The following is a 13,650-nucleotide window of genomic DNA, read 5'->3' as shown; positions in this document are numbered from 1 at the left end:
AAAGATATGACTTTATTTAAGCAATTTTTATCAGTTAAAAAGTCGTTAAATGAAAATAATTAATTTAAAAATCAAGTATTTTTACTTTGGAATTTTAAAGAGCATTAGTTTATGAAAAATATTGGAAGTTTATTATTAGTTGCCATTTTCGCAGGAGCAATTACTTTATTTTCCTATAAATTCTTCATTGAAGAAAAAAATTATACCGTTGTCACATCCAATTCGGATATACCACAGCCTTTACTTACAACCAGTAGCAGTCCGGCATCCTACAAAGGCAATGGTATTAACGAAGCGGACTTCACTCTTGCAGCTGAAAACACCGTTAATGCTGTAGTGCATGTTAAAAATCTGACCCTGAATAGTAGCTCAGGAAGTATTTTAGATTTTTTCTATGGTTCCGAAAGTCGGCAAATTCCGCAGATAGGCACGGGTTCTGGTGTCATCATATCCCCTGATGGCTACATTGTGACGAATAATCATGTAATAGATAAAGCGAATGAAATAAGAATTACTTTAAATAACAATAAAACCTACGAGGCTGAAATTATTGGCACTGATCCGAATACGGATATTGCATTGATTAAAATTGATGTGGATCAGAATCTTCCATATCTGGCCTTTGGAGATTCTGATGAAGCCAAAATAGGACAATGGGTGCTGGCTGTCGGCAACCCTTTTAACCTTACATCAACTGTAACTGCAGGAATAGTAAGTGCAAAAGCCAGAGATTTAGGACGTGATCAATCCTTTATCCAAACAGATGCAGCAGTTAATCCGGGAAATAGTGGAGGCGCTCTTGTTAATACAAATGGTGATCTGATAGGCATTAATACTGCAATTACCTCCCCAACCGGTTCCTACGTAGGATTCTCTTTTGCTGTTCCCAGTAATATTGCGAAAAAAGTAGTTGAAGACATTTTGGAATATGGAAATGTTCAAAAAGGGATCCTTGGCATTACTTCTCCGAAACTGACCACACCTTATGCAGTCAACAATGGAATAAATGAAATAGATGGAGTTTATATTAACGGTGTTGAAGAAGACTCTGGTGCAGATGATGCTGATTTAAAATCAGGAGATATTATAAAAATGGTAGACGATATTAAGGTAAGAAGGTTCGCTGATTTGACAGGTTATGTATCCACCAAAAGACCGGGGGATAAGATTAGTGTTACTATAGAGCGGAATGGTGAGGATATGGTGGTCCCTGTTGAACTTAAAGCAAAGCAGTCTCTAATTGTACCTTTAATGGGACTTCGTGTAAAAAATTTAACGGAAAAAGATAAAGAAATTTATAACACAAAAACCGGTGTTAAGATTACCGGGGTGCCAGAAACCTATAGAGGTTATGGATTGAGTGGAAAAGTAATTTTAGAAATTGATAATGAGGAAATAAATGATATTTACGAAGCCAAAAACATTTTTGGTGCAATCTCAAAATATGATAAAACCATGATTACTCTAATCGATAAAAACGGGGAGAAAGAGCGAATAGTTTTCCAGTAAAAAATTTGACCGGATCCTAAAAAAAAGCACTCAATACCAGAGTGCTTTATTTGTTTATCTTTTCTTTATGTAATGCTACAGGAATTCAATAATTTTGTGCATATTTTAAACACAGATCATAAATGAGCCCAACCAAATCTTATGAAAAAGAGCTTGCATTCCAAGCTGATAGAAGAAAAGCAACTACTGAATTCATAAAAATCATCAGTGACCTATGGTATGATAAGGCCATAGAAATAGTGCTTTTTAAAAATCAAGTGATCGATAAAAATGTGAGTGATATAATTAACCTCCATGAATATGCCGGTGAATTTGTTCAAAAACCCATTTCCATCTTTGATTCTGTAGAATTATTGCACGCCATTAATGGAATTTTACTGCCGCCTTCAAAAATAGATATTGGAAAACTTACATATGAATATCATTCAGATGACAATAATTATCCTGATGCCAAATCCTTTATCCTCGATAAACTGAAGGATGCCAAAACCACTAAGGCCATTGAACCTAAAGACGTAGTACTATACGGCTTTGGTCGTATTGGAAGGTTATTGGCACGTGAGTTATTGGCAAAAACCGGTAAAGGCAATCAGCTGAGACTGCGGGCAATCGTAACCAGGGGACAGCTAACCCCTGAAATTCTGGAAAAAAGAGCAACATTGCTAAAAACCGATTCGGTACACGGCCAGTTCACCGGAACAGTTGATTATGACCTGAAGAAAAAGTCATTATTAATTAATGGTACCACAGTTCATATGATAACCTCTGATAGGCCTGAAGATATTGACTATACCAAGTTCGGAATTAAGGATGCGTTGATAATTGATAATACAGGCGCGTTTAGAGATAAGAAATCATTGGAAAGACATCTGAAGGCTTCCGGTGCAGGTAAAGTTCTTTTAACCGCCCCAGGTAAGGAAATACCAAATATTGTGCATGGCGTAAATCAATATGAATTTGAGCCGGATGCTAATAAAATATATTCGGCTGCATCGTGCACAACAAATGCCATTACCCCAATTTTAAAGGTCGTAGATGATTCCCTGGGTATTAAAAAAGGACATTTGGAAACTATCCATGCCTATACAAATGATCAGAATTTAGTTGACAATTTGCATGGTAAATATCGCAGAGGAAGGGCAGCAGCATTAAACATGGTTATAACCGAAACCGGAGCTGGAAGTGCAGTGGAAAAGGCCTTGCCCTCGTTAAGTGGAAAGCTAACTTCAAATGCAATTCGGGTTCCTGTTCCCAATGGTTCCCTGGCTATTCTAAACCTGGAGGTAAAAAACAAAACCTCCGAGGAAGCCATAAATACAATAATAAAAAAATATGCATTAGAAGGGGATTTGGTAGAGCAGATAAAATATTCTCTAAGTAATGAACTGGTCTCAACTGATATTGTAGGAACCTCTGCACCATCTATTTATGACAGTAATGCGACTTTAGTTTCGTCTGACGGTAAAAATATTGTACTATATGTTTGGTACGATAATGAATTTGGGTATGCGCATCAGGTAATAAGATTAGCCAAATATATTGCTAAAGTGAGAAGGTTCACATACTATTAAATATCCTTTAGCAAGGGAAATGGTGTAATTATTCTTTACCACAAAACAAGGGATACTATTAATTTTTTTTATTAATTAATATTTATAGAGTACTTTAGTTCCCTCCTTAAATCATATATTAATACTAAGAATAATTTTAATGAAAGGTTTTAGCAAGTTTTATATTGTAATCGCTTTCCTGACATGTAACCTACATTATGCTCAACAGGCTGCGCAACAGGAAGAATTGTCTCTGGATAGTGGCTCTTTAGAAAGTCAGTTTGAATATTTATATATAAAATCCGGCAACTATAACGCTGAAGGGAAAAGGTACGAGGTTGTTCGAAAAATCAACTTGGATAAAATTAGGAATAATGTCCTTGATTCGATAAATGTGGCTAATCAGAAGGCTGTCGCTCTGAAAAAAACAATAAGTGATCACGAAGCAACGATTTCCTCTCTCAATGGCAAGTTAAAAGAAACGTCGGACAGTTTAGCAGCCGTTAGTGAAGAAAAAGATAGTATGTCTTTTTTGGGTGCCCAGGTTTCCAAAGGGACTTATAATTTTATTTTATGGACAATTATTATTGGTCTTTTCCTTTTACTATTACTATTTATTTATAAATTCAGGAGTAGTAATTTCCTAACCCAGCAAGCCAAAACCAACTTGTCTGAATTAGAGACGGAATATGAGGATCACAGGCGCAGGGCTCTGGAAAGAGAACAGCGCATAAGCCGGCAACTTCAGGACGAAATCAATAAGTATAAAAAATCAAAATAAAGAAAGCTCCTTAAAGGAGCTTTTTTTTGACCAGAGAATCCCATGATTACCATAATTCAGGCAGAAGAAGAACATATTTCCCTATTGATTCCGCTATTAGATAGTTATAGAATATTCTATAAGCAGAATTCAAATGAAAAAGCGGTTAAAAACTTTCTGGAAGCCCGATTACAAAATAAGGATTCTGTAATTTTTATTGCATATTTTAACAATACCCCGGCAGGTTTTGTACAATTATTTTCTTCCTTTTCTACCGTGAGCCTTAAACCATTATATATCTTAAACGATTTGTATGTATCCCATGAATATCGAAAAAAGGGCATTGGTGAACTACTTTTGAACAGGGCTCAGGATCATTGCAAATTTATGGGCTATAAGGGATTGTCTCTGGAAACCGCAACGAATAATCCCGCACAGAAATTATACGAACGGTTGGGCTGGGAAAAAGACACTAACTTTTATCATTATTTTTGGAAAGCGGATTAGTCAAAAAAAAGAATAAGAATATTACCTATGCGAATAGATATTATAACCGTCTTGCCTGAATTATTAAAAAGTCCCTTTGAAGCTTCAATATTGAAGCGAGCAATTGACAAGGGATTGGTAGAAATTTATTTTCATAATTTAAGAGATTATACCGATAAGACTTATAATCAGGTAGATGATTACCAATTTGGAGGAGGAGCAGGGATGGTTTTAATGATCGAACCCATTGATAAATGCATCGGGGCGTTGAAAGAAAAACGACATTACGATGAAATTATTTATATGACTCCTGATGGTGAAACTCTTAACCAACGGACATCAAATCGGCTATCCTTACTAAAAAATATAATTATACTCTGTGGACATTATAAAGGAGTTGATCAAAGGGTTAGGGATACCCTAATCACCCGGGAGATATCCATTGGTGATTATGTACTATCGGGCGGCGAGCTAGGAGCTGCGGTTTTATGCGATTCCATTATACGTTTGCTTCCTGGTGTCCTCAATGATGAAACCTCCGCCCTTACAGACACTTTTCAGGACGATTTATTAGCGCCGCCTGTTTATACCAGGCCAAGGGAATACAAAGGCTTAAATGTTCCTGATATCCTATTAAGCGGCAACTTTCCAGAAATTGAAAAATGGCGGGAAGAAGAAGCAATAAAAAGAACCAAAAAACGAAGACCCGATTTACTGGAAGACTAAAAAACAATTTTCACCATTAAAAATTGCCTAAAAAGTCTTGTAGGTAATAATTTAAAGACTATTTTTGCATTCGATTTGAAATCAACCTCTGACGAAGTCCGTGAACGTTGGTTTTGATTTAATTAAAATAAAATTAAATGGAATCCTTAATATCATTTGTTGAAAACGAATTTGTTCCCAAAAAAGATTTTCCGCAATTTGGCCCCGGTGATACAATTACCGTCTACTACGAGATAAAGGAAGGAGAAAAGAAACGTACCCAGTTTTTTAAAGGTGTGGTTATACAAAGAAGAGGATCTGGTGCAACAGAAACTTTTACAATCCGCAAAATGTCAGGTACAATAGGTGTAGAAAGAATATTTCCTGTAAACATGCCAGCTTTACAAAAAATTGAAATTAACAAAAAAGGGAAAGTACGTAGAGCTCGTATATTTTACTTTAGAGGCCTTACTGGTAAAAAAGCAAGGATCAAAGAAGTTAGGTCCTAAGAATTTAGTATTTACAACAAAAAAAAGAAACCCTGATATGTTTATCAGGGTTTTTTTGTTTCTGGTGGGTTTATTAATGATTAAGATTTTTCTTTCTCATAAGCCAAAATTGTTTTAGATATAATGGATATGCAATCTAAAAGTTGATCTTCTGTCATGACAAGTGGAGGTGCAAAACGAATAATATTCCCATGGGTAGGCTTGGCAAGCAGCCCATTTTCTTTTAGAGCAATACACAATTCCCAGGCGGTAGAGCTATCTTCCGTATCATTTATTACGATAGCGTTTAAGAGCCCCTTCCCGCGAACCAGCTTCACGAGGGAGGTTTTTTCGATTAATTTTCTCATCTCCGACCGAAATAATTTCCCAAGGCAGAAGGCCTTTTCTGCTAAATTTTCAGATTTAACGACCTCTAAGGCGGCAATTGCCACTGCGCATGCCAATGGATTTCCTCCGAATGTAGATCCGTGATTCCCGGGGCGTATTACATCCATAATATGGTTATCAGCCAAAACAGCCGAAACCGGAAAAACACCACCGGACAAGGCTTTTCCTAAAATTAGAATATCTGGTTTCACATCCGGGGTTCCGCTGCATAGTTTGTCAGAACAGGTACAATTTCCGCAGGTAGCAAGTAAACGACCAGTTCTGGCAATACCAGTCTGAACTTCATCAGCAATAAATAATACATTTTTTTCTTTACAAAGTTTATATGCCTCTTTCAGGTAGTCTTCATCAGGAACGTAAACGCCTGCTTCGCCCTGAATAGGTTCAACCATAAATGCCGCTACATTCTTGTCGGCTAGGGCCTCATATAATGCGTTGATATCATTATATCTTATGGAGAATATTCCCGGTGTAAAAGGACCAAAATTCTCTGTAGCCGCCGGATCATTGGAGGCCGAAATAATTGAAATGGTTCGGCCATGAAAATTATTTTGGCAAACGATTATTTTGGCTTGATTTGAATGAATTCCTTTTTTCTCATAACCCCATTTTCGGGCAAGTTTCATGGCCGTTTCTACAGCTTCCGCTCCTGTATTCATAGGTAAGACCCTATCAAATCCAAAATATTCGGATAAGTATTTCTCGTATTTACCAAGCATATCGTTATAGAATGCCCTGGAAGTAAGTGTTAACTTTTCTGCCTGTTCTTTTAGAGCCCCAATAATATGTGGGTGGCAATGTCCTTGATTAACAGCTGAGTAGGCAGATAAAAAATCATAATACTTTTTACCTTCCACATCCCAAACGTAAACACCTTCTCCCCTATTTAAAACTACGGGTAAAGGATGATAATTTTGTGCTCCATATTTTTCTTCCAATGCTATCGCGTCTTGGGAAGATATTTTTTCCAATACTGACATTTAGGTGACAATTTAGATAAAACTTTAGCAATTCCTTCTTTGGGAGAGAAATCATCCTATGCAGAGTTGCTAAAGTACAAATTATGGGGCTATTTATGAAATATGTTCGCCCACCTTACCTACTTTATCTTTCCAATTTGTTGAGCATTGCAATTTGCAATTCCAAACGCTTTAATTCACGTAATATGTCATTCTTATCCATTTGCATCCAAACGAATAATTTAAGCATCCCCATGACTATCATACTCAAGAATCCGGCAGATGCCCATTTAATGAGTTCGTTGGTGTTATCTGTACTAAAAAACTGGAAAATGCAGTATATAAAAGCCATAAACATTAACAGGTGTACTACATTCATTATAGCAGCTAACCATCCTAATTTGCCTTTATATACTTCCCCAATCTTTCCTATGAGGTTTTGTTCTTCCAGGTCATCGTAAAAAGCTGATTCTTCCTTGGACAAAGTTGCTTTAATTAATTCATCAATTTTTTCTTTCTTTTTATTCATAATTTCTATTATTTACCATTGTTTTTAATTTTTCCCTTGCATGATACAGCCTGGATTTAACAGTCCCTTCGGATATGTTCATTATCTCACTGATTTCCCTGAGGGAATATTCTTCCAGATAAAATAGCCTTAGCACAGCTTGTTGATTTCCAGGTAATTTCTTAATTGCATCATAAACTTTTAAAAGATCTGATTCCTTATTATCCGAATGTATATTTAGGCGAGGATTGTGATAATATTCTTTTAATTTTTCTATATCACTATGATTCCTTTTTAAATGGTCAATGGATTTTCGTGTGACAATCCGCATCGCCCAGCTTCCAAAACTGTTGGGGTTTTTCAAGGAGTGTAATTTCTTTAAAATGGTCCTCCAGCTGTCCTGAACTATATCTTTTGCAATTTCCATATCGTACGTATACCAAAAAGCATGCTTGCACATTTTGGTATTATACCGCTTTACCAGGAAGGTTAATGCTTCTTTGTTTCCGGTTCGGAATTGTAAAACCAGTAATCCCTCGAATATTTTTTTGGTATTCCCCATGTCGTTTCTACTATAGAGACCGGTTTATATTGAAAAGGTTCAATTATTTGATTGTTTTTATCCAATTCCTCTTAAAGATAAGATTAAAGATTCGCGGTAAATAGTATTTTTGCCCAATGAGAAAAAAAAGGACCAGGCTAATTTTTGAGAATGTAAGCGTTCTGGATGCCGGTGCCAAAGGTAAGAGTGTGGGCAAAGCACCTGATGGCAGGATAATATTTATCTCTAATGCTGTGCCCGGTGATGTTGTTGATATTCAAACCACTAAAAAAAGAAAGGCATATTTTGAGGGTGTTGCTACTAAATTTCACAGCTTGTCCGATAAACGCACAGATCCCCTATGCGAACATTTTGGGGTTTGTGGGGGATGCAAATGGCAACATATGGACTACGATTACCAACTGTACTACAAACAAAAAGAAGTCGAAAACAATTTAAGGCGCATTGGCCATCTGACCCTACCTGAAATTCTACCTATACTAGGTTCCGATCAAAAATACTTTTATAGGAACAAAATGGAATTTTCGTTTTCAGATAGCAGGTGGCTAACGCAGGAAGAGATTAATAGTAAACATGAAATAACTGATAAAAATGCTCTTGGATTTCATATCCCGGGTATGTGGGATAAAATCCTGGATATCAAGAAATGCCATTTACAGGCAGACCCCTCAAATGAGATCCGTTTGGAAATAAAAAAATATGCACAGTTAAATGAGCTTCGTTTTTTTAACCCAAGAAATCATACAGGGCTTCTTCGTACACTAATGATCAGAACATCTTCTTCAAAAGAAATTATGGTTTTAATTCAATTCTATGATGATGCTGAAGATAAACGAAACGGACTACTTGATCATCTCAAAAAGAAGTTTCCGCAAATTACGTCGCTATTGTACGTAATTAACCGTAAAGGGAATGATACCATATACGATCAGGATATACAATGCCATGCGGGCAAGGAATATATCTATGAAGAAATGGAGGGGCTAAAATTCAAAATCACGGCCAAGTCCTTTTATCAAACTAATTCACAACAAGCCTATGAGCTTTATAAAGTAGTTAGGGAATTTGCACATTTGAATAAAACCGAAGTAGTTTACGATCTCTATACAGGAATAGGCACAATTGCCCAATTTGTTGCTGCTGAAGCTAAAAAGGTAATAGGGATTGAGGCAATACCTGAGGCTATTGAAGCTGCCAAATCAAATGCGCTGGAGAATAACATCACTAATGTTGATTTTTTCTCAGGGGATATGAAAAATATATTTAATAAGGAGTTTGTTGCGTCTAACGGCAGGCCGGATGTTATTATTACAGATCCACCAAGAGATGGAATGCATAAAGATGTAGTAGCTCAGATTCTGCAAATTGCCCCGCGTAAAGTTGTTTATGTTAGTTGTAATAGTGCCACGCAAGCCCGGGATCTGGAACTCATGAAAGAGGTGTATGACGTAAAATTAATTCAGCCGGTAGACATGTTTCCTCAGACACATCATGTAGAAAATGTTGTACTTTTGGAGAAACACGGTCAGCTATAATTGCTTTTGAACATGCTTAAAAAACTTGCTATCTAGATATGCGGAAAATAAGGATTTTTATTTTAGTATTGGCTGCAGTAATTTCCTTTAATGCCTGTGAGAAAGACGATATCTGCGTTGATGGTGACACCCCTTTGTTGATCATTCGATTTTATGACAATGAAAACCCCGGTGAATTAAAAGCAGTCCCGAATATCAGAGTGATTGGTTTGGGACAAAACTCTACCGTAAATACAATTGCCGACAGAACATCTTTAGACTCTATTTCCTTACCATTAAGGATAAATGAACCCAATACCGGCTTCATACTTATTTCTGATTCTGCCGATGAAGATGATCTGGAAACAGGTAATACTGACACCCTTACTTTTGATTACAATACCCTTGAAGTATTTGTTTCTAGGGCCTGTGGTTTTATAGCCAATTACGATGAATTAGGTGAATTACTTACAACAGATAGTGAAAATTGGATACAAAATATTGAAATAGTTTCACCTTTAGTACAAAAGCAAGATAGTGCCCATGTCAAGATTTTTCACTAGTTGTTTATTTCTTTTATGCTTTTTTACAAGTGAAGCACAAACAGATTCCCTGGATTTAGGAGCCAGGGATTCTACAAGTTTTGCTCAGCGCTATGGGCTAAGAGTTGGTGTAGACTTAAGTAAACCGATCAGAGGGCTTTTTGATGATGACTATTCGGGGTTAGAATTCGTTGCCGACTATCGCATAACAAAGAAACTATACATCGCCGCTGAATTTGGAAATGAGAAAAAAACCAGTATTGAATCTCTTGAAAATATAGACGACCTGAATAGAGTAGAAATATACAATTATACCACTTCCGGTAGTTATCTTAAACTGGGGGTTGATTTCAACACCTATGAGAATTGGTACGGGATGACCAATGCCATATTTGCCGGTGCAAGATATGCGGGAAGTTCGTTTAGTCAAACCCTAAATAATTATACAATTTACGATAGCAATAGATATTGGAATCCCAGTGATTTTGCACCCGGATCTGGCCCCACCCAGGAATTCACGGATTTAAATGCCTCTTGGTTAGAGATCCTCTTGGGAATTAAAGTTGAGTTGTTTGCTAATTTCTACCTTAGTGCGAGTGTCCGACTATCCTATTTAATTACCAATAAAGAAGCTGAATTCTTCCCTAATTTATGGATTCCCGGTTTTAATAAGGTAAACGATAATAGCAATTTTGGAGTCGGTTATAATTATACCATATCCTATTTTATACCATTATATAGAAAAAATGGAAATAAAAAGAAAAAGGAAAAACCTACTGAAGAATAATAAAAATTTCCTGCACTGTTTAACACTAATTCACATCAGCAATATTTTATATTCCAATACAGGTGCATAATTTATACAACCGATTTTATCGATTATACCGTGAAAGTATTCTTTTAAGATCTGATATAGATCAGCACTAATTTGGCGCAATTTTAAGGTAACAAATCCCCGTTGAAGTATCTAGGACTTTACTTGATTCTTATATTTAGCCTTCTTACTGCCCTCATACATCACATATTTCACCAGACGCGATTCGAGATGACTGTTGAATACCTTTATTTTTCGAGACGGGCGAAGACCTACAAACTTTAGAGCTTCAAGATTAGATGTTATAAACCATGCATCGGTTCCCGGATAATTTTGTTTTAAAGTATCGCCGATTTTTCCATAAAATTCTTCCATTTCAATATTAAGGCGTTCCCCATATGGTGGATTAAAAACCATGTGCAAATGGTTTTTGGTGAATTTTTCAGATTCGAAGAAGTTTTTGCGCTCAATCTTTACGTACTCTGTTAGGTTGGCATTTTCAACATTGTCTTGTGCCTTTTGAACGGCAGAGGGAGCTTTGTCATAACCGATAATCTTAAAATGAAATTCCCTGGCTTTATTCAGGCAACTATCAATTATCTTCTCATAAAGTTCGGCATCAAAATCCTGCCATTTTTCAAAGGCAAATTCCTTTCTATTAATATTTGCAGGAATGTTACATGCGATCATTGCCGCCTCAGTTAAAAATGTTCCGCTTCCACACATAGGGTCTAAGAAATGACATTGACCATCCCATCCACTTAAAAGCAGGAGGCCAGCTGCCAAAACTTCATTTATTGGAGCTATATTGGTTGCAGTTCTATACCCCCTATGATGCAGAGAAGGTCCCGAAGTGTCTAAGGAGACATTGCAATTGTTCATTTGGATATGGATATTAATCCTGATATCGGGAAACTTTATATCTACATTGGGTCTTCTTCCATCTGTTGCCCGAAACTTATCTGCAATAGCATCTTTCGTCTTTTGCGAAACATAAAGAGAATGCGTAAAATGATCTGAATTTACCGTGGCATCTATAGCAAATGTTGTTTCCGGACTAAGATATTCAGACCAGTCCATGTCGTAAATCTTATTGTAAAGGTCCTTCTCATCCCTGACATAGAAGGAATTTATCGGTTTTAAAATTTTTATAGCGGTACGCAGACTTAAATTGGCTTTGTACATAAAGCCCGTATCCCCCTCAAAAGAAACATTTCGCACACCTTCTTTCACGTTTACTGCACCGAGGTTACGCAATTCTTTCGATAGAATTTCTTCAAAACCAAATAAGGTTTTGGCCACCATTTTAAAATTATTACTCATAGTCCTTTCAAAGAATACCACAAAAATACACTAAATTTAACCACTTTGTTTTACAACCAACTTTATCCATATTTAAACTAAGTATGACCTATTTCTTACTGATTATCGCTGTTCTTCTAAGTTATGGATTTGTAGTACTTGCAAGACCCAGAAAGAAAGAAGGCCTGCGACTGCTCCTGGCATTCAGTGGATCATTCCTGTTAGCCCTTACACTTTTCGAACTTTTACCAGGTGTCTATAAAGAAGCGGATCCCAAAACAATTGGGATCTTTATCATGTTAGGTATTTTACTCCAGATTTTTCTGGAGTTCTTTTCAAAAGGTGCAGAACATGGTCATGTTCATCTGAATAGTAAAGCAAGTGACTTCCCCTGGTTACTTTTTGTTAGTTTGTGTATTCATGCTTTTTTAGAAGGTATCCCTATTGAAGGAAACAATACAATACTCTATGGTATTTTGGTTCATAAAATTCCAATTGCCATAATTTTAAGCATTTTTTTGGTTGGGTCTAAGATTCAACCTTTGTACGGGGCCTTGTTTATGATCGCTTTTTCATTAATGACCCCGTTGGGCAGTTATGCCGCCTCAAAATTCGAATTTATTTCTAATTATAGTGCCCCGATAAACGCTGTTGTCATAGGCGTTTTTCTTCATATCTCTACCGTGATTTTATTTGAAAGTACAGAAGGTCATACCTTTAATCTTAGAAAGTTAACGGCCATAGTACTGGGAACAGCGATAGCTTATTTCCTCTAGACTACAGCAAAAGCAATATATAACCAATGGCTTACGGCTCCCCCCAGGACAAAAAAATGCCAAATCAGGTGATTATGTGGAATACGCTTAAAAGCATAGAAAAAAATACCAATTGTATAAAATGCACCACCTAATAGCAACAAATACAATCCAAGCGTTGATGTACTTGAAAGCAGGTTGCGTAGATCAAAAACAATTAACCACCCCATAAAAAGGTACAGTAATAAAGATAATACCTCAAATCTTCCTGTAAAAAACAATTTGAGAAAAGTGCCTGCAACGGCAATCCCCCAAACAGCATATAAAATGGTCCAGCCATTGCCTTCTGATAAGGTAATGAGTGCTACAGGCGTATAAGTTCCTGCAATTAAATAATAGATTGAAATATGATCCAATACCCTTAGATTCATTTTCAATGAGTGAGAGGAAACGTAATGATAGAGGGTTGAAGCTGTGAACAATAAAATAATGGAAATACTATAAACAATAACGGAAATGGTAGAATACTCAGATTTATGTCCGTCCAATTTTATAAGAAAATAGAATCCGAATATACCCAGAACTATGCCTATTGCATGTGATAGGGCGTTTAGTTTTTCTTCATTGTGATAATTCAACTTCATTATAGAATTCGTATTTCGCTATTCCGGATTATACCAAAATGGAATATCGACAATGGTTCTCATATAGATACTATCATTTATATGATCCTTTCGGGCCACTTTCAAAATATGTTTCCCGGAAGCAACAGTTGCAAGATCTAAATA

Annotated in this window: 15 protein-coding genes; 10 read left to right on the top strand and 5 right to left on the bottom strand. The window is 36.4% G+C overall.

Annotated features, from left to right (window positions below; all coding sequences use genetic code 11):
- Nucleotides 1-111: 111 nt before the first annotated feature.
- The 6 genes from Q0X77_RS04225 to rplS all read left to right on the top strand — a co-directional run bounded on the left by Q0X77_RS04225 (nt 112) and on the right by rplS (nt 5,519).
- A complete protein-coding gene (locus Q0X77_RS04225; RefSeq protein ID WP_297793510.1) occupies nt 112-1,509 on the top strand; it encodes a trypsin-like peptidase domain-containing protein in 1,398 nt (465 codons plus the stop codon).
- Between the two features lie 122 nt (nt 1,510-1,631).
- Nucleotides 1,632-3,080, top strand: a complete 1,449-nt coding sequence (locus Q0X77_RS04220; protein ID WP_297793507.1) for a glyceraldehyde-3-phosphate dehydrogenase — start codon at nt 1,632-1,634, stop codon at nt 3,078-3,080.
- 139 nt (nt 3,081-3,219) lie between these two features.
- The gene (locus Q0X77_RS04215) at nt 3,220-3,840 is read left to right on the top strand and encodes a tRNA (guanine-N1)-methyltransferase (protein ID WP_297793504.1); all 621 of its coding nucleotides are present in this window, start codon (nt 3,220-3,222) and stop codon (nt 3,838-3,840) included.
- Between the two features lie 42 nt (nt 3,841-3,882).
- A complete protein-coding gene (locus Q0X77_RS04210) occupies nt 3,883-4,326 on the top strand; it encodes a GNAT family N-acetyltransferase (RefSeq protein WP_297793501.1) in 444 nt (147 codons plus the stop codon).
- 27 nt (nt 4,327-4,353) lie between these two features.
- Nucleotides 4,354-5,031, top strand: coding sequence for a tRNA (guanosine(37)-N1)-methyltransferase TrmD (gene trmD, locus Q0X77_RS04205; RefSeq protein ID WP_297793498.1), 678 nt, complete (start codon nt 4,354-4,356; stop codon nt 5,029-5,031).
- A gap of 137 nt (nt 5,032-5,168) precedes the next feature.
- A complete protein-coding gene (rplS, locus tag Q0X77_RS04200; protein ID WP_297793495.1) occupies nt 5,169-5,519 on the top strand; it encodes a 50S ribosomal protein L19 in 351 nt (116 codons plus the stop codon).
- Nucleotides 5,520-5,599: 80 nt separating this feature from the next.
- Here rplS and rocD read toward each other — a convergent pair whose 3' ends face one another.
- From rocD to Q0X77_RS04185, 3 genes are all read right to left on the bottom strand, one after another.
- Nucleotides 5,600-6,886: an ornithine--oxo-acid transaminase gene (gene rocD, locus Q0X77_RS04195; RefSeq protein ID WP_297793492.1), complete on the bottom strand. Its 1,287-nt coding sequence runs from the start codon at nt 6,884-6,886 to the stop codon at nt 5,600-5,602.
- 124 nt (nt 6,887-7,010) lie between these two features.
- Nucleotides 7,011-7,394 (bottom strand): DUF6768 family protein, encoded by a 384-nt coding sequence (locus Q0X77_RS04190; RefSeq protein WP_297793489.1) that lies wholly within the window; start codon nt 7,392-7,394, stop codon nt 7,011-7,013.
- Nucleotides 7,387-7,935, bottom strand: coding sequence for a sigma-70 family RNA polymerase sigma factor (locus Q0X77_RS04185; protein ID WP_297793486.1), 549 nt, complete (start codon nt 7,933-7,935; stop codon nt 7,387-7,389). The genes Q0X77_RS04190 and Q0X77_RS04185 overlap by 8 nt, the downstream gene beginning before the upstream one ends.
- Before the next feature lie 116 nt (nt 7,936-8,051).
- Between Q0X77_RS04185 and rlmD the strand changes: the two genes are divergently transcribed.
- From rlmD to Q0X77_RS04170, 3 genes are read left to right on the top strand one after another with little or no spacing between them, the layout of a single operon-like run.
- Nucleotides 8,052-9,470: a 23S rRNA (uracil(1939)-C(5))-methyltransferase RlmD gene (gene rlmD, locus Q0X77_RS04180; RefSeq protein WP_297793482.1), complete on the top strand. Its 1,419-nt coding sequence runs from the start codon at nt 8,052-8,054 to the stop codon at nt 9,468-9,470.
- A 38-nt stretch (nt 9,471-9,508) separates the two neighbouring features.
- Complete coding sequence (locus tag Q0X77_RS04175) at nt 9,509-10,012, top strand: DUF6452 family protein (RefSeq protein WP_297793479.1); 504 nt, start codon at nt 9,509-9,511, stop codon at nt 10,010-10,012.
- Nucleotides 9,993-10,778, top strand: coding sequence for a DUF6048 family protein (locus Q0X77_RS04170; protein ID WP_297793477.1), 786 nt, complete (start codon nt 9,993-9,995; stop codon nt 10,776-10,778). Before Q0X77_RS04175 ends, Q0X77_RS04170 begins: the two co-directional genes overlap by 20 nt.
- 180 nt (nt 10,779-10,958) lie before the next feature.
- On the opposite strand, the gene Q0X77_RS04165 is transcribed toward Q0X77_RS04170, so the two are convergent.
- A complete protein-coding gene (locus Q0X77_RS04165) occupies nt 10,959-12,128 on the bottom strand; it encodes a THUMP domain-containing protein (RefSeq protein ID WP_297793474.1) in 1,170 nt (389 codons plus the stop codon).
- An 83-nt stretch (nt 12,129-12,211) separates the two neighbouring features.
- On the opposite strand from Q0X77_RS04165, the gene Q0X77_RS04160 reads away from it, so the two are divergent.
- Complete coding sequence (locus tag Q0X77_RS04160) at nt 12,212-12,883, top strand: ZIP family metal transporter (protein ID WP_297793471.1); 672 nt, start codon at nt 12,212-12,214, stop codon at nt 12,881-12,883.
- On the opposite strand, the gene Q0X77_RS04155 is transcribed toward Q0X77_RS04160, so the two are convergent.
- Nucleotides 12,880-13,506, bottom strand: a complete 627-nt coding sequence (locus Q0X77_RS04155) for a hemolysin III family protein (RefSeq protein WP_297793468.1) — start codon at nt 13,504-13,506, stop codon at nt 12,880-12,882. The two genes, Q0X77_RS04160 and Q0X77_RS04155, sit on opposite strands and share 4 nt — an antisense overlap.
- Between the last annotated feature and the right edge of the window lie 144 nt (nt 13,507-13,650).

Source organism: uncultured Eudoraea sp. (assembly GCF_947258925.1).
Classification (GTDB): domain Bacteria; phylum Bacteroidota; class Bacteroidia; order Flavobacteriales; family Flavobacteriaceae; genus Eudoraea.
Note: the sequence above shows the minus strand (reverse complement) of the source record. Positions and strands in the feature narration are given on the sequence as shown.